Annotated in this window: 19 protein-coding genes; 6 read left to right on the forward strand and 13 right to left on the reverse strand. The window is 43.3% G+C overall.

Annotated features, from left to right (window positions below; genetic code table 11):
- Positions 1-64: 64 nt before the first annotated feature.
- From gatC to nusB, 6 genes are all read left to right on the forward strand, one after another.
- Entirely contained in the window at positions 65-367 is a 303-nt protein-coding gene (gatC, locus tag OC529_RS07355; RefSeq protein ID WP_057487535.1) for an Asp-tRNA(Asn)/Glu-tRNA(Gln) amidotransferase subunit GatC, read from the forward strand.
- Entirely contained in the window at positions 367-1,833 is a 1,467-nt protein-coding gene (gene gatA, locus OC529_RS07360) for an Asp-tRNA(Asn)/Glu-tRNA(Gln) amidotransferase subunit GatA (RefSeq protein WP_173262939.1), read from the forward strand. Before gatC ends, gatA begins: the two co-directional genes overlap by 1 nt.
- The gene (gatB, locus tag OC529_RS07365; protein ID WP_173262942.1) at positions 1,833-3,275 is read left to right on the forward strand and encodes an Asp-tRNA(Asn)/Glu-tRNA(Gln) amidotransferase subunit GatB; all 1,443 of its coding nucleotides are present in this window, start codon (positions 1,833-1,835) and stop codon (positions 3,273-3,275) included. Before gatA ends, gatB begins: the two co-directional genes overlap by 1 nt.
- Before the next feature lie 131 nt (positions 3,276-3,406).
- Positions 3,407-3,967: an elongation factor P gene (efp, locus tag OC529_RS07370; RefSeq protein WP_000568643.1), complete on the forward strand. Its 561-nt coding sequence runs from the start codon at positions 3,407-3,409 to the stop codon at positions 3,965-3,967.
- 21 nt (positions 3,968-3,988) lie between these two features.
- The gene (locus tag OC529_RS07375) at positions 3,989-4,378 is read left to right on the forward strand and encodes an Asp23/Gls24 family envelope stress response protein (RefSeq protein ID WP_173262945.1); all 390 of its coding nucleotides are present in this window, start codon (positions 3,989-3,991) and stop codon (positions 4,376-4,378) included.
- Positions 4,371-4,796 (forward strand): transcription antitermination factor NusB, encoded by a 426-nt coding sequence (nusB, locus tag OC529_RS07380; protein WP_262081846.1) that lies wholly within the window; start codon positions 4,371-4,373, stop codon positions 4,794-4,796. Before OC529_RS07375 ends, nusB begins: the two co-directional genes overlap by 8 nt.
- Before the next feature lie 219 nt (positions 4,797-5,015).
- Here nusB and OC529_RS07385 read toward each other — a convergent pair whose 3' ends face one another.
- From OC529_RS07385 to OC529_RS07445, 13 genes are all read right to left on the reverse strand, one after another.
- Positions 5,016-5,783, reverse strand: a complete 768-nt coding sequence (locus OC529_RS07385) for an acetyl-CoA carboxylase carboxyl transferase subunit alpha (protein WP_262081847.1) — start codon at positions 5,781-5,783, stop codon at positions 5,016-5,018.
- Positions 5,780-6,646, reverse strand: coding sequence for an acetyl-CoA carboxylase, carboxyltransferase subunit beta (accD, locus tag OC529_RS07390; protein ID WP_262081848.1), 867 nt, complete (start codon positions 6,644-6,646; stop codon positions 5,780-5,782). The genes OC529_RS07385 and accD overlap by 4 nt, the downstream gene beginning before the upstream one ends.
- A gap of 36 nt (positions 6,647-6,682) precedes the next feature.
- Positions 6,683-8,050 carry an acetyl-CoA carboxylase biotin carboxylase subunit gene (accC, locus tag OC529_RS07395; RefSeq protein ID WP_262081849.1) on the reverse strand — a complete coding sequence of 456 codons (1,368 nt, stop codon included), beginning with the start codon at positions 8,048-8,050 and terminating at the stop codon, positions 6,683-6,685.
- Positions 8,051-8,061: 11 nt separating this feature from the next.
- The gene (gene fabZ / locus OC529_RS07400; protein ID WP_000565515.1) at positions 8,062-8,484 is read right to left on the reverse strand and encodes a 3-hydroxyacyl-ACP dehydratase FabZ; all 423 of its coding nucleotides are present in this window, start codon (positions 8,482-8,484) and stop codon (positions 8,062-8,064) included.
- Positions 8,481-8,966 (reverse strand): acetyl-CoA carboxylase biotin carboxyl carrier protein, encoded by a 486-nt coding sequence (accB, locus tag OC529_RS07405; RefSeq protein ID WP_262081850.1) that lies wholly within the window; start codon positions 8,964-8,966, stop codon positions 8,481-8,483. The genes fabZ and accB overlap by 4 nt, the downstream gene beginning before the upstream one ends.
- A 2-nt stretch (positions 8,967-8,968) precedes the next feature.
- A complete protein-coding gene (gene fabF, locus OC529_RS07410; RefSeq protein ID WP_262079499.1) occupies positions 8,969-10,204 on the reverse strand; it encodes a beta-ketoacyl-ACP synthase II in 1,236 nt (411 codons plus the stop codon).
- 21 nt (positions 10,205-10,225) lie between these two features.
- Positions 10,226-10,957, reverse strand: a complete 732-nt coding sequence (fabG, locus tag OC529_RS07415; protein ID WP_262081851.1) for a 3-oxoacyl-[acyl-carrier-protein] reductase — start codon at positions 10,955-10,957, stop codon at positions 10,226-10,228.
- Between the two features lie 40 nt (positions 10,958-10,997).
- Complete coding sequence (gene fabD, locus OC529_RS07420) at positions 10,998-11,921, reverse strand: ACP S-malonyltransferase (RefSeq protein ID WP_262081852.1); 924 nt, start codon at positions 11,919-11,921, stop codon at positions 10,998-11,000.
- Positions 11,914-12,888 carry an enoyl-[acyl-carrier-protein] reductase FabK gene (gene fabK, locus OC529_RS07425; protein ID WP_000857439.1) on the reverse strand — a complete coding sequence of 325 codons (975 nt, stop codon included), beginning with the start codon at positions 12,886-12,888 and terminating at the stop codon, positions 11,914-11,916. The genes fabD and fabK overlap by 8 nt, the downstream gene beginning before the upstream one ends.
- 117 nt (positions 12,889-13,005) lie before the next feature.
- A complete protein-coding gene (locus OC529_RS07430; protein ID WP_000257838.1) occupies positions 13,006-13,230 on the reverse strand; it encodes an acyl carrier protein in 225 nt (74 codons plus the stop codon).
- 58 nt (positions 13,231-13,288) lie between these two features.
- On the reverse strand, positions 13,289-14,263 hold the full coding sequence (locus tag OC529_RS07435) for a beta-ketoacyl-ACP synthase III (RefSeq protein WP_262081853.1): 975 nt from the start codon (positions 14,261-14,263) through the stop codon (positions 13,289-13,291).
- Positions 14,263-14,697, reverse strand: a complete 435-nt coding sequence (locus tag OC529_RS07440; RefSeq protein WP_000386353.1) for a MarR family winged helix-turn-helix transcriptional regulator — start codon at positions 14,695-14,697, stop codon at positions 14,263-14,265. Before OC529_RS07440 ends, OC529_RS07435 begins: the two co-directional genes overlap by 1 nt.
- Before the next feature lie 92 nt (positions 14,698-14,789).
- Positions 14,790-15,575, reverse strand: a complete 786-nt coding sequence (locus OC529_RS07445; protein ID WP_262081854.1) for an enoyl-CoA hydratase — start codon at positions 15,573-15,575, stop codon at positions 14,790-14,792.
- Positions 15,576-15,698: the final 123 nt, after the last annotated feature.

The raw sequence follows: 15,698 nt of genomic DNA on the forward strand, positions 1-15,698 counted from the left end.
ATTTATAGGAAAATATGGTAAAATAGAACAGACTAAAAATCATCATTTCACGAAAGGATGCAAGATGAAAATTACGCAAGAAGAGGTAACACACGTTGCCAATCTTTCAAAATTAAGATTCTCTGAAGAAGAAACTGCTGCCTTTGCGACTACCTTGTCTAAGATTGTTGACATGGTTGAGTTACTGGCCGAAGTTGACACAACTGGTGTCGCACCTACTACGACTATGGCTGACCGCAAGACTGTACTCCGCCCTGATGTAGCCGAAGAAGGAACAGACCGTGATCGCTTGTTTAAAAACGTACCTGAAAAAGACAACTACTATATCAAGGTACCAGCTATCCTAGACGATGGAGGAGATGCCTAATGACTTTTAATAACAAAACCATTGAAGACTTGCACAATCTCCTTGTTTCTAAGGAAATTTCAGCAACGGAATTGGCACAAGCTACGCTTGAAGATATCAAGTCTCGCGAGACAGCTATCAACGCTTTTGTCACCATCGCTGAGGAGCAAGCTCTTGCTCAAGCTAAAGCCATTGATGAAGCTGGAATCGATGCTGATAATGTCCTTTCAGGAATTCCACTTGCAGTTAAAGATAATATCTCTACAGATGGTATTCTCACAACTGCCGCCTCAAAAATGCTCTACAACTATGAGCCAATCTTTGATGCGACAGCCGTTGCCAATGCAAAGGCTAAAGGCATGATTGTCGTAGGGAAAACCAACATGGACGAATTTGCCATGGGTGGTTCAGGTGAGACTTCTCACTACGGAGCAACTAAAAATGCTTGGGACCACAGCAAGGTTCCTGGTGGATCATCAAGTGGTTCGGCCGCAGCTGTAGCCTCAGGACAAGTCCGCTTGTCACTTGGTTCTGATACTGGTGGTTCTATCCGCCAACCTGCTGCCTTCAACGGGATTGTTGGTCTCAAACCAACCTACGGAACAGTTTCTCGTTTCGGTCTCATTGCCTTCGGTAGCTCATTAGACCAGATTGGACCTTTTGCTCCTACTGTTAAAGAAAATGCTCTCTTGCTCAACGCTATTGCCAGCGAAGATGCCAAAGATTCTACCTCTGCCCCTGTCCGCATTGCCGACTTTACTTCAAAAATCGGTCAAGACATCAAGGGAATGAAAATCGCTTTACCTAAAGAATATCTTGGTGAAGGGATTGACCCAGAAGTTAAGGAAACAATCTTGAACGCGGCCAAGCACTTTGAAAAATTGGGTGCTATCGTCGAAGAAGTCAGCCTGCCTCACTCTAAATACGGTGTTGCCGTTTACTACATCATCGCTTCATCAGAAGCTTCATCAAACTTGCAACGTTTTGACGGTATCCGTTATGGCTACCGCGCAGAAGATGCAACCAACCTTGATGAAATCTATGTAAACAGCCGTAGCCAAGGTTTTGGTGAAGAAGTGAAGCGCCGTATCATGCTAGGTACTTTCAGCCTTTCATCAGGTTACTACGATGCTTACTACAAGAAAGCTGGTCAGGTCCGTACCCTCATCATCCAAGATTTTGAAAAAGTCTTTGCGGATTACGATTTGATTTTGGGTCCAACTGCTCCAAGTGTTGCCTATGACTTGGATTCTCTCAACCATGACCCAGTTGCCATGTACTTGGCTGACCTTTTGACAATACCAGTCAACTTGGCAGGTCTTCCAGGGATTTCGATTCCTGCTGGATTTTCTCAAGGACTACCTGTTGGTCTACAACTGATTGGTCCTAAGTACTCTGAGGAAACCATTTACCAAGCTGCTGCTGCCTTTGAAGCAACAACAGACTACCACAAACAACAACCCGTGATTTTTGGAGGTGACAACTAATGAACTTTGAAACAGTCATCGGACTTGAAGTCCACGTAGAGCTCAACACCAATTCAAAAATCTTCTCACCTACTTCTGCCCACTTTGGAAATGACCAAAACGCCAACACTAACGTGATTGACTGGTCTTTCCCAGGAGTTCTGCCGGTTCTCAACAAAGGTGTTGTCGATGCCGGTATCAAGGCTGCTCTTGCCCTCAACATGGACATCCATAAAAAGATGCACTTTGACCGCAAAAACTACTTCTACCCTGATAATCCAAAGGCCTACCAAATTTCTCAGTTTGATGAGCCAATCGGTTATAACGGTTGGATTGAAGTGGAGCTTGAAGACGGTACGACTAAGAAAATCGGTATCGAACGTGCCCACCTAGAGGAAGACGCTGGTAAAAACACCCACGGTACAGATGGCTACTCTTACGTTGACCTCAACCGCCAAGGGGTACCCTTGATTGAGATTGTATCTGAAGCCGACATGCGTTCCCCAGAGGAAGCCTACGCTTATCTAACAGCCCTCAAGGAAGTTATCCAGTACGCTGGCATTTCTGACGTTAAGATGGAAGAGGGTTCTATGCGTGTGGATGCCAATATCTCTCTTCGTCCGTATGGTCAAGAAAAATTCGGTACCAAGACAGAGTTGAAGAACCTCAACTCCTTCTCAAATGTTCGCAAAGGTCTTGAATACGAAGTCCAACGTCAAGCTGAAATCCTTCGCTCAGGGGGGCAAATCCGCCAAGAAACACGCCGTTATGATGAAGCTAACAAAGCAACCATCCTCATGCGTGTTAAGGAAGGAGCTGCAGACTACCGCTACTTCCCAGAACCAGACCTACCCCTCTTTGAAATCTCAGACGAGTGGATTGAGGAAATGCGTACTGAATTGCCAGAGTTTCCAAAAGAACGACGTGCGCGTTACGTGGCTGACCTTGGCTTGTCAGACTACGATGCTAAACAGTTGACTGCTAACAAAGTCACTTCTGACTTCTTTGAAAAAGCTGTCGCCCTCGGTGGCGATGCTAAGCAAGTCTCTAACTGGCTCCAAGGGGAAGTCGCTCAATTCTTGAACGCTGAAGGCAAAACTCTCGAACAAATCGAATTGACACCAGAAAACTTGGTTGAAATGATTGCCATCATCGAAGATGGCACTATCTCTTCTAAGATTGCCAAGAAAGTCTTTGTCCACCTGGCTAAAAATGGTGGTGGAGCGCGTGAATACGTGGAAAAAGCAGGCATGGTGCAAATCTCAGACCCAGCTGTCCTGATTCCAATCATCCACCAAGTCTTTGCGGATAACGAAGCAGCCGTTGCCGACTTCAAGTCAGGCAAACGTAACGCAGACAAGGCCTTCACAGGATTCCTTATGAAAGCAACCAAAGGCCAAGCCAACCCACAAGTCGCCCTTAAACTCCTTGCCCAAGAATTGGCGAAGTTGAAAGAAGATTAATATGTAAAAGAAACCAGCCCTAAGGTTGGTTTTTTTCGCTCCTAACAAATCCCAATAACTATTTTGGCTTTATTTCCAGAAGATTTTATGGTAAAATTAAGAGTAATAATATTTATTAAAGAGGTAAAAACATGATTGAAGCAAGCAAATTGAAAGCTGGTATGACATTTGAAACTGCAGACGGAAAATTGATCCGCGTTTTGGAAGCTAGCCACCACAAACCAGGTAAAGGGAACACAATCATGCGTATGAAATTGCGTGATGTCCGTACTGGTTCTACATTTGACACAAGCTACCGTCCAGAAGAAAAATTCGAACAAGCTATTATCGAGACTGTTCCAGCTCAATACTTGTACAAAATGGATGAAACTGCCTACTTCATGAATACTGAAACTTACGACCAATACGAAATCCCAGTCGTAAACGTTGAAAATGAATTGCTTTACATCCTTGAAAACTCTGATGTGAAAATCCAATTCTACGGAACTGAAGTAATCGGTGTAACTGTACCAACTACTGTTGAATTAACAGTTGCTGAAACACAACCATCTATCAAAGGTGCTACTGTTACAGGTTCTGGTAAACCAGCAACTATGGAAACTGGACTTGTTGTCAACGTTCCTGACTTCATCGAAGCTGGACAAAAATTGATCATCAACACTGCAGAAGGAACTTACGTTTCTCGTGCCTAATCTCTAGAAAGAGGTCATTCTATGGGAATTGAAGAACAATTTGGCGAAATCGTTATCGCTCCACGTGTACTTGAAAAAATCATTGCTATCGCAACTGCTAAAGTTGAAGGTGTCCACTCATTTTCAAATAAATCCGTATCTGATACCCTATCAAAACTCTCTCTTGGTCGTGGTGTCTACTTAAAAGAAAGCAACGAAGAGCTAACTGCTGACATCTATCTCTATCTTGAGTACGGTGTGAAAGTACCTAAAGTTGCTCTTGCTATTCAAAAAGCAGTTAAAGATGCTGTCCGTGATATGGCTGATGTGGAACTTTCTGCTGTTAACATCCATGTTGCAGGAATCGTTCCAGATAAAACACCAAAACCTGAGTTGAAAGATCTATTTAACGAGGACTTCCTCAATGACTAGTCCATTATTAGAATCTAGACGCGAACTTCGTAAATGCGCTTTTCAAGCTCTCATGAGCCTTGAGTTCGGCACAGATACGGAAACGGCTTGTCGTTTTGCCTACACACATGACCGAGAAGATGAAGATGTGCAAATTCCAGCCTTTCTTCTAAACTTGGTTTCTGGTATCCAAGCTCAAAAAGAAGAGTTGGATAAACAAATCAACCAGCACCTCAAGTCAGGCTGGACAGTTGAACGCTTGACCTTGGTCGAAAAAAACTTACTACGCTTGGGTATCTTTGAAATCACATCATTTGATACACCTCAGCTTGTAGCAGTCAATGAAGCCATTGAACTCGCTAAGAATTTTTCAGATCAAAAATCAGCCCGTTTTATCAACGGACTGCTTAGTCAATTTGTGACAGAAGAAAATGAATAATCGAAAAGGTGTTTGGTCTTCCAAGCACCTTTTGACTTTCCCCTCTGCACAGAGTAAGAACCACATAAAAACTAGAACTGGCAGTCAGTTCTAGTTTTTGCGTATTCTAAAGAATTATACTCAATGAAAATCAAAGAGCAAACTAGGAAGCTAGCCGTAGGCAGTACTTGAGTACGGCAAGGCGAAGCTGACGTGGTTTGAAGAGATTTTCGAAGAGTATTAGTATTTTCTAAATCTTTGATAGCGTTCTTCCAACAACTCTTCTAGCGGTTTTTGTGAAAGTAGAGCTAGCTCAGCTTGGAGTTCTTTTTTTACATTCTTAATCAGTTCTTTACTAGAAAGTCCTGCTTCAGAAATCACTTTATCCACCACGTCCATTTCTAACAACTCGTGTGAAGTGATTTTCATCAGTTCTGCCGCTTCCATGGCACGACTGCCGTCCTTCCATAGAATGGAAGCAAAGCCTTCTGGACTGAGAATAGCATAGATAGAATTTTCCAGCATCCAGACACGGTCTGCGACTGCTAGAGCCAGAGCCCCACCTGAACCACCTTCACCGATAATGATAGCGATAATAGGAACTCTCAGATCACTCATTTCCATGAGATTGCGAGCAATAGCTTCTCCTTGACCGCGTTCTTCCGCACCGACACCAGGATAGGCACCTGCAGTATTGATAAAGGTCACAACTGGACGGCCAAACTTTTCAGCCTGTTTCATCAACCGTAGGGCCTTGCGGTAGCCTTCTGGATGCGGTTGACCAAAATTCCGCTTGAGGTTATCTTGTAAACTCTTGCCTTTTTGGATACCAACCACTGTTACAGCTTGATCTCCAAGCCAGCCGATACCACCAACAACTGCACCATCATCACGAAAAGAACGGTCACCGTGTAATTGGATAAAGTCATCAAAAATGCCTGTCGCAAAGTCCAAAGTTGTCAAGCGACTCTGCTCACGCGCTTCTCTGACTATTTTTGCAATATTCATCTAGGACCCCCTCCGTGCAATCTGACTAGGCTAGCAATGGTATCTGGCAAGTCTCTTCTTTTGACAATCGCATCCACAAATCCATGTTCCAATAAAAATTCTGCCTTTTGGAAATCCTCAGGCAAGCTTTCACGAACCGTGTTTTCAATCACACGACGCCCAGCAAAGCCGACCAAGCTCTGTGGTTCAGCTAGAATGATATCGCCTTCCATAGCGAAAGAAGCTGTCACTCCACCTGTCGTTGGATCTGTCAAAATGGTCAGATAAAAGAGACCAGCATTTGAATGCCGTTTAACTGCTGCAGAGATCTTGGCCATCTGCATGAGACTCATGATTCCTTCCTGCATACGGGCTCCACCAGAGGCTGTGAAGAGGACAACTGGCAATTTTTCAACAGTCGCATACTCAAACAAACGAGTGATTTTCTCCCCTACAACTGTACCCATAGAAGCCATGATAAAGTTAGAATCCATAATCCCAAGAGCCACAGTCTGACCTTTAATAAGAGCAGTTCCTGTCACAACGGCTTCATCCAGACCTGTTTTTTCACGCATGGTTGCTAGTTTCTTTTGATAACCAGGGAAATGCAAGGGATCCTTGCTTTCAATCCCTGTAAACAATTCCTTGAAGGTTCCCATATCAATCGTCAAAGCCAAGCGTTCTTGGGCAGAAATACGAAAGGTATAGCTACAATGTGGACAGATACGCTCACTTCCCAGATCCTTCTGGTAGATGGTATACTTACAGCCTGGACACTGGGAGAATAATTCATCTGGAACCTCTGGCTTAGCTTGAGGTTTTTCCCTAACCGAACGATTGGGATTGATTCGAATATACTTATCTTTTTTACTAAATAGAGCCATTGATTCCCCTTTTCGGTTTAAACTCTTGAAGTCATTTTATTCTTTTTCTTGATACTTGGGTAAAAAGGTTTCCATCAAGAAGGAAGTATCATAATCTCCAGCAATGACATTGCGATCTGAAATGAGGTCAAGCTGGAAATCTGCATTGGTCTGCACTCCTTCAATCTCTAATTCATAAAGGGCACGTTGCATTTTCATCAAGGCATCAAAACGATTTTCGCCGTGAACGATGATTTTAGCAATCATACTATCATAATAAGGCGGAATGGTATAACCTGGATAAACTGCTGAATCCACGCGCAAGCCAACTCCTCCACTTGGAAGATAGAGATTGGTGATCTTACCTGGACTTGGAGCAAAGTTGAAGGCTGGATTTTCTGCATTGATACGACACTCGATGGCATGACCTCGTAGGACAATATCTTCTTGCTTAACAGACAGTGCCTGACCTGCCGCAATGCGAATTTGTTCCTTAACGATATCCACACCTGAAACAAACTCTGTTACTGGATGCTCTACCTGAACACGTGTATTCATTTCCATGAAATAGAATTTACCACTGGCTTCATCAAGAAGAAACTCAATGGTCCCTGCATTTTCATAACCAACAGACTCTGCAGCTCGAACAGCAGCAGAACCAATTTCATTGCGTAGCGTTTTGCCGATTGCAATCGAAGGACTTTCTTCTAAAACCTTTTGGTTATTCCGTTGAAGAGAACAATCCCGTTCCCCCAAGTGAATCACATGTCCATGCTCATCTCCTAGAATTTGAACCTCGATGTGACGAGCTGGATAGATAACCCGTTCTATGTACATGGCACCATTGCCATAATTGGCTTTGGCTTCACTTGAAGCAGTTTCAAAGGCAGAAACGAGATCTTCTGGTTTTTCAACCTTACGAATCCCTTTACCACCTCCACCTGCGGAAGCCTTGAGCATAACAGGATAGCCAATTTTTTCAGCGACAGTCAAAGCTTCCTCAGAGTTATGCACTTCTCCATCTGAACCTGGAATGACAGGTACACCTGCTTTGATCATCTGAGCACGCGCATTGATCTTATCTCCCATCATATCCATAACATGGCCAGATGGACCGATAAACTTGATTCCCACCTCTTCACACATGGTCGCAAATTTGGAATTTTCACTGAGAAATCCAAAACCTGGGTGAATGGCTTCTGCCTCAGTCAAAACTGCAGCTGATAGAACCGCATTAATATTGAGATAAGACTCTGTCGCCTTACCAGGGCCAATACAAACTGCTTCATCTGCCAAAAGCGTATGAAGAGCTTCCTTATCAGCAGTTGAATAGACTGCTACGGTCGCAATGCCCAATTCACGCGCCGCACGAATAATACGAACCGCAATTTCACCACGATTGGCAATTAAAATTTTTCGAAACATGGAGAACCTCCTTAGTTCCCAATTGCAAAGGTAAGAGTACCACTAGCTGCAAGCTTGCCATCCACTTCAGCCTTTGCTTCAACCACAGCGATTGTGCCACGGCGTTTTACAAACGTTGCCGTCATAACCAATTGGTCGCCTGGTACAACTTGCTTCTTGAACTTAACCTTGTCCATACCAGCGTAAAAGACCAGTTTCCCCTTATTTTCAGGTTTTGACAACTCCAAGACACCAGCTGTTTGCGCCAATGCTTCCATGATCAGAACACCTGGCATAACAGGGTATTGAGGGAAATGACCGTTAAAGAAGGGCTCATTGATGGTCACATTTTTGATGGCAACAATGGTATCCTCGCTCACTTCCAACACACGGTCCACTAGGAGCATAGGATAACGGTGGGGAAGGGCTTCTTTGATTCCTTGAATATCGATCATTTGATACGTACCAATCCTTTACCAAACTCAACCATTTCTTCATTAGAAACGAGAATTTCCGTTACCACACCATCCTTAGGAGCTGGGATTTCATTCATGACTTTCATGGCTTCGATAATTACCAATGTTTGACCTTTTTTAACACTATCACCAACTGTCACAAAGGCAGGTTTATCTGGACCAGCAGCCAAGTAAGCTACCCCAACAAGTGGGCTCTCTACAAGATCTCCCTCAGCAGCCACACTTGTTTCTGCTGAAGCTGGAACTTCTTCCACTATAGTTTCTGCTGGAGCAGATGTAGGAGCCACTGGACTCGGTGCTGCTAGAACGGGCGCTGGAGCGACTTGAGATGCAACTTCAGACACCAGTCTCGCTTCATTCTTGCTAAACTGCAACTCATCCGTCCCATTTTTATAAGAAAATTCTCTCAAACTTGACTGGTCAAATTGGGCCATCAAGTCTTTAATATCGTTTAAATTCATACTTATTTATTCTCCCAACGTTTGAAAGCAAGAACTGCATTGTGGCCACCAAAACCAAAAGTATTTGAAATAGCGTATGGAATTTCTTGCTCCAAGCCTTGTCCATAAATGACATTGGCTTCGATATAATCTGATACTTCACTTGTTCCAGCTGTCATTGGTACAAAGTTATGACGCATGGCTTCGATTGTGACGATAGCTTCTACTGCACCTGCAGCACCCAGCAAATGTCCTGTGAATGATTTGGTTGATGATACAGGTACTTCCTTACCAAGAACAGCTACGATAGCACCACTTTCTCCTTTTTCATTGGCAGGAGTTGACGTTCCGTGAGCATTGACATAGGCTACTTGCTCTGGAGAAATCTCAGCTTCTTCCAAGGCTAGTTTGATGGCCTTGATAGCTCCCTGACCTTCTGGATGTGGTGAAGTCATATGGTAGGCATCACAAGTATTTCCGTAACCAACCACTTCAGCCAGGATAGTAGCGCCACGTTTTTCGGCGTGTTCAAGACTTTCAAGAACCAACATCCCTGAACCTTCACCCATAACAAACCCATTGCGATCCTTATCAAATGGGATCGAAGCACGAGTAGGATCCTCTGTAGTAGAGAGAGCTGTTAGGGCTTGGAAACCAGCAATAGCAAAAGGTGTGATAGAGGCCTCTGAACCACCTACCAACATAACATCTTGGAAACCAAACTTAATTGAGCGGAAGGCATCCCCAATCGCATCATTTGATGAAGCGCAGGCAGTATTGATGGATTTACAAACACCGCTTGCTCCAAAACGCATGGCAACATTTCCTGAAGCCATATTTGGCAAGGCTTTTGGAAGGGTCAATGGTTTCACACGTTTTGGCCCTTTGTCATTTAGGCGAAGCACTTGATCTTCAATTTCTTTGATTCCACCAATACCTGAGGCCACAATAACACCAAAACGATCCTTGTCAATAGCCTCTACATCCAGATTAGCGTGGTTGACAGCCTCTTGGGCTGCATACAAGGCATACAAAGAATAGTTATCAAAACGATTGGTATCCTTCTTAACAAAGTATTTATCAAAAGGAAAATCTTGGATTTCTGCCGCATTATGCACATCAAAGTCACTATGATCAAATTTTGTAATTGGACCAATTCCGATTTTTCCAGTTGTCAAACTATTCCAAAATTCTTCTGGTGTATTTCCAATTGGAGATGTCACTCCATAACCTGTTACTACTACGCGATTTAGTTTCATCTTTTTTACCTCTAGCTTCTGCTACATACTTAAGCCACCATCAATGGCAACCACTTGACCAGTTAGATAATCTTGGCCTGCTAAAAATACTGTCAAATCTGCAACCTGCTCTGCCTGCCCAAATGCTTTCATAGGAATTTGCGCCAGCATGGCATCTTTGACCTTGTCTGATAGGACAGCTGTCATATCGGACTCAATCATTCCAGGTGCAATAGCATTAACTCTGATATTGCGATTGGCCACTTCACGCGCCACAGACTTGGTAAAACCAATCAAACCAGCCTTAGAAGCAGCATAGTTAGCTTGACCAATATTTCCCATCAAACCAACAACACTAGACATATTAATGATAGCACCTTCTCTGGCTTTCATCATCGGTTTCAAGACTGATTGTGTCATGTTAAAGGCACCGGTCAAGTTAACCTTGAGAACTTTTTCAAAATCCGCTTCTGTCATCTTGAGCATCAGGGTATCTTGGGTAATCCCTGCATTGTTGACCAAAACGTCTACTGAACCCAGCTCTGCAATAGCTTGCTCAACCATACGCTTAGCGTCTGCAAAATCTGATACATCTCCTGAAATGGGAACCACCTTGACACCATAGTTTGAAAACTCAGCGAGCAATTCTTCTGAGATTGCCCCACGACTGTTTAAAACAATATTGGCTCCTGCTTGAGCAAACTTGTGGGCAATGGCAAGGCCAATTCCACGACTCGAACCTGTAATAAAGATATTTTTATTTTTTAGTTGCATTCTTTTCTCCTGTTTCCTCTTGTATTTATGGGAGAAGGGATTACTTGTTTCCCAACAGGGCTTCCAAGCTAGCCTGATCTTCGACAGTGGCTAGTTTAGCCGTTTTATCAATTTTTTTGACAAAGCCTGACAAGACTTTCCCCGGTCCAATCTCGATAAAGTTGGTTACGCCTGCTTCTTGCATAACCGCAATACTTTCATAGAAACGAACTGGCTCCTTGACCTGACGCGTCAAGAGTCGAGCGATGTCTTCTTTTTTCATGACAGCAGCTTCTGTATTGCCGACTAGGGGACAAGTAAAATCTGAAAAACTTACTTGAGCTAGAGTTTCAGCTAGTTTCTGGCTAGCAGGCTCAAGGAGAGCGGTATGAAAGGGACCTGACACCTTGAGAGGAATCAAGCGTTTGGCACCTACTTCTTGCAAGAGTTCAACAGCTCTGTCAACCGCAACCACTTCTCCACCAATGACGATTTGTGCAGGTGTATTATAGTTGGCTGGGGTAACCACTCCAAGTTCAGAAGCTTGCTGACAGACTTCCTCAATGACCTCTACTGGCGTATTGAGTACTGCCACCATCTTGCCAGAGCCAGCAGGAGCTGCTTCTTCCATATAGACGCCACGTTTAGCTACCAAAGCAACCGCATCTTCAAAATCCAAGGCGCCACTGGCCACCAAGGCAGAGTATTCTCCAAGAGACAAACCAGCAACCATATCAGGCTGATAGCCCTTTTCTTGCAATAATCGGTAAATAGCAACTGAAGTTGCTAAAATAGCTGGTTGCGTATAGCGGGTCTGATTGAGTTTGTCTTCTTCCGTATCGATGAGATGACGCAAATCATAACCGAGTACCTGACTCGCTTGATCAATCGTTTCTTTGACAATCGGGTAGTGATCATAGAGATCCCGTCCCATCCCTAGATACTGGGCACCTTGACCAGCAAATAAAAAGGCTGTTTTAGTCATTTCTTACAACTCCTGCCCAACGAGAGGCTTCTTCTTGAATTTTCTTAGCTGCTCCGTAATACAAATCTTTTAGGATTTCTTCAGCTGTTTCTTCTTTGGAAACAAGCCCCGCAATTTGACCCGCCATAACAGAGCCACCATCCACATCTCCGTGAACAACCGCTTTGGCTAGGGCACCCGCTCCCATTTGTTCAAAGATTTCCAAATCAGGATTTTCTTGTTTAAAGGCATCTTTCTCAGCTTTTTCAAAATCACGAGTCAATTGATTTTTAATAGCACGAACAGCATGGCCAAAGTGTTGAGCTGAAATCGTAGTATCAATATCTCTAGCTTTTAAAATCTTGGCCTTGTAATTTGGATGGGCATTAGATTCTTTTGCAACGACAAAACGAGTTCCAACCTGAACAGCCTCTGCACCTAGCATAAATCCAGCCGCAGCACCTTCACCATCCGCAATTCCTCCTGCAGCAATAACAGGAATAGATACAGCTGCCGCCACTTGACGCACCAAGGTCATGGTTGTTAATTTACCGATATGCCCCCCAGCTTCCATTCCTTCTGCGATAACAGCGTCCGCACCGATTTTTTCCATGCGTTTAGCTAGGGCAACACTTGGTACAACTGGAATAACTGTAATCCCTGCTTCATGAAAACGTTCCATGTATTTACCAGGATTTCCTGCACCTGTTGTCACTACCTTAACACCTTCCTCGATAACGAGGTCTACAATATCTTCCACAAAGGGAGACAAGAGCATGATGTTGACACCAAAAGGTTTATCAGTCAATGATTTGATTTTATCAATATTTGCCTTGACGACTTCTTTCGGAGCATTCCCACCACCAATAATCCCTAGTCCTCCAGCCTTGGAAACAGCTCCTGCCAAATCACCATCAGCGACCCAGGCCATTCCTCCTTGGAAAATAGGATAATCAATGTTCAATAATTCTGTAATACGTGTTTTCATAGTGCCTCCATCGTTTCTTGCTTACGTAATAGTTCGATACTGTCATAATTTGACAATCAAACTATTGCCTAAACAAGAGGGAGCGGGTTTCCCTACTCCTTCTATCTTATATTCTTCTTATTTTGTTTGCTCTTCAACATAGGCAACCAAGTCACCAACTGTTTTCAAGTCATCTTCTGCTTCGATTTGGATATCAAAAGCATCTTCGATTTCTGAGATTACTTGGAACAAGTCCAATGAATCTGCATCCAAATCATCAAAAGTTGATTCAAGTGTTACTTCTGATGCGTCTTTTCCAAGTTCTTCAACGATAATTTCTTGTACTTTTTCAAATACTGCCATGATAGGACTCCTTTAAAATAAATAGTTTTTTATAACAATGTGTTCACCACATGATTACCTAAATTGTAAGAATGAGCGTGCCCCAGGTCAAGCCTCCACCGAAGCCTGATAGCAGAACAGTCTGGCTACCATCTAAAGGGATGAGACCTTGTTCTACACACTCTGAAAGTAAAATCGGGATACTGGCTGCACTGGTATTACCATATTCCATCATATTGGCTGGAAGTTTGTCTCGGTCAACCCCAATTTTTCTAGCCATCTTATCCAAAATACGGTCATTAGCCTGATGAAGTAGCAGATAATCCAAGTCTGTCGCCTCTATAGGAGATTCATCAATAGTCTGCTTGATAGACTTGGCTACATCCCGAATAGCAAAATCAAAGACTGCGCGTCCATCCATCTTCAAAAATGAATCTGCATTTTCTTGATCTGAAAATGGAGAATGTAACCCTGAATGTCCATAGGTCAGACACTCACTACGACTTCCATCGCTATTGAGACTCTCAGCCAAGAAATGCTCTTGCTCGCTAGCTTCTAACAAGACACCTCCGGCACCATCTCCAAACAAAACAGCTGTTGATCGGTCTGACCAATCTACTGCCTTAGAGAGGGTTTCACTACCAATCACCAAGCCTTTTTGAAAGCGACCAGAAGCGATAAACTTTTCAGCAGTTGAAAGAGCAAATACAAATCCACTGCAAGCTGCTGTTAGGTCAAAAGCAAAGGCTTTATTAGCACCAATATTGGCTTGAACACGAGCAGCTGTAGAGGGCATCATCGAATCTGGAGTAATGGTAGCTAGGATGATAAAATCCAACTCCTCCCCTGTGATTCCAGCTTTTGCCATCAGTTTCTTAGCAACCTCTGTAGCCAAATCACTGGTAGATTCTGTTCTTGAAATATGCCTTTGTCGTATTCCCGTCCGACTTGAAATCCACTCATCATTGGTATCCATAATCTGAGCCAAGTCGTGATTTGTAACCACTTGCTCTGGCACATAATGAGCAACCTGGCTTATTTTTGCAAAAGCCATTATTTCAAATCCTCCAAAAATTGATAAAGATTGGTCAAACCTTTGCTCATAACATCAATTTCTTCCTTACTCATACCATCAATGATTTTTTCAACCATGGCCTTGTGGAAGCGTTTATGCAGCCTATGAACCAAGCGACCCTTCTTTGTCAAATGTAGATGCACCACGCGACGATCCTGCTCTGAGCGAATGCGTTCAATGTAACCCTTGCGTTCGAGATTATTCAAACTAGTCGTAACTGTCCCAAGAGTCACCATCAACTCTTTTGACACTTGACTTGGTGTCACGTCTGGGAATTTCCCAATCACATCAATCGTATGCATTTCTTTGATGGAGATATCCTTGAAACGACTACCTCTCAAGCTCACTTCCTCAATGACAAGGACATTGTTAAATATAGATGTTAAATATTCATTAATTCGTTGGTAGTCCATTTTCATATCCCTCCTTCTCAAAAAAACTTTTACAATCAAAACATTTGACAAGAGAATTATATCAAAGTTCAAAGAATGATGCAAGCATTTTTTTATTTTCCTGTAAATTTAGGCCGTCTTCTCTCCGAATGAGCTCGCACTCCTTCTTTGAAATCCTCTGTTTGAGCTAAGGATCCCTGTAGGTTCAGTTCCAAAGTAGCATAATCCTGCCAGTCTTTAAATTGGCTCTCCCAAACCAACTTCTTAATGGCTGCATAGGAATTACTTGAACCACGTCTTAATTTTTTAAGAAGCTGTTCTCTCGTCTTTTCAAGTTTATCAGCTTCAGAAACGCGGTAAACTAGCCCCCACTCTAGAGCTTTTTCTGCGTTCAAAGCCTCACCTGTCATAGCTAACTGAGCAGCACGCGTCACACCAATACTTCGACTCAAGAGATGAATCCCACCTGCATCTGGAGCCAAGCCGACGCCAACAAAGGCTTGGATAAACTTAGCCTTATCCGTTGCAAGACAGAAATCTGCCGCAACAGCCATATTGGCTGCGGCACCTGCAACAGCACCGTCAACTTCCATTAAAATAGGTTTGGCTATTTGCTTGATTTTATAGGAAATCGTATTGACCAACTCTGCGATTTTTGTCAATGATGGAATATCATCCTCATCCACTGCCCGCTTCATCTCTACCAAATCTCCCCCAACTGAAAAGACTTTGCCATTGGCATTGATTAAGATAAAATGCACAGCTGGATCCTCTTCTGCTAAAGTCAGCGCTTCTAAAATCTCCTCACACATAGGAATATGAAAACCATTCGCGACCTCAGGACGATTCAAGGTAAGGATTGCCAAATCCTCTTCAAGCTGATAAATAATGTGTTCCATCTGGACTCCTTTTTTTATTTTATAAGCAGTTTATACTCTTCGAAAATCTCTTCAAACCACATCAGCTTCGCCTTGCCGTAGGTATGGTTACTGACTTCGTCAGTTCTATCCACAACCTCAAAA

Source organism: Streptococcus sp. Marseille-Q5855 (genome assembly GCF_946901985.1).
Taxonomy (GTDB): Bacteria; Bacillota; Bacilli; order Lactobacillales; family Streptococcaceae; genus Streptococcus.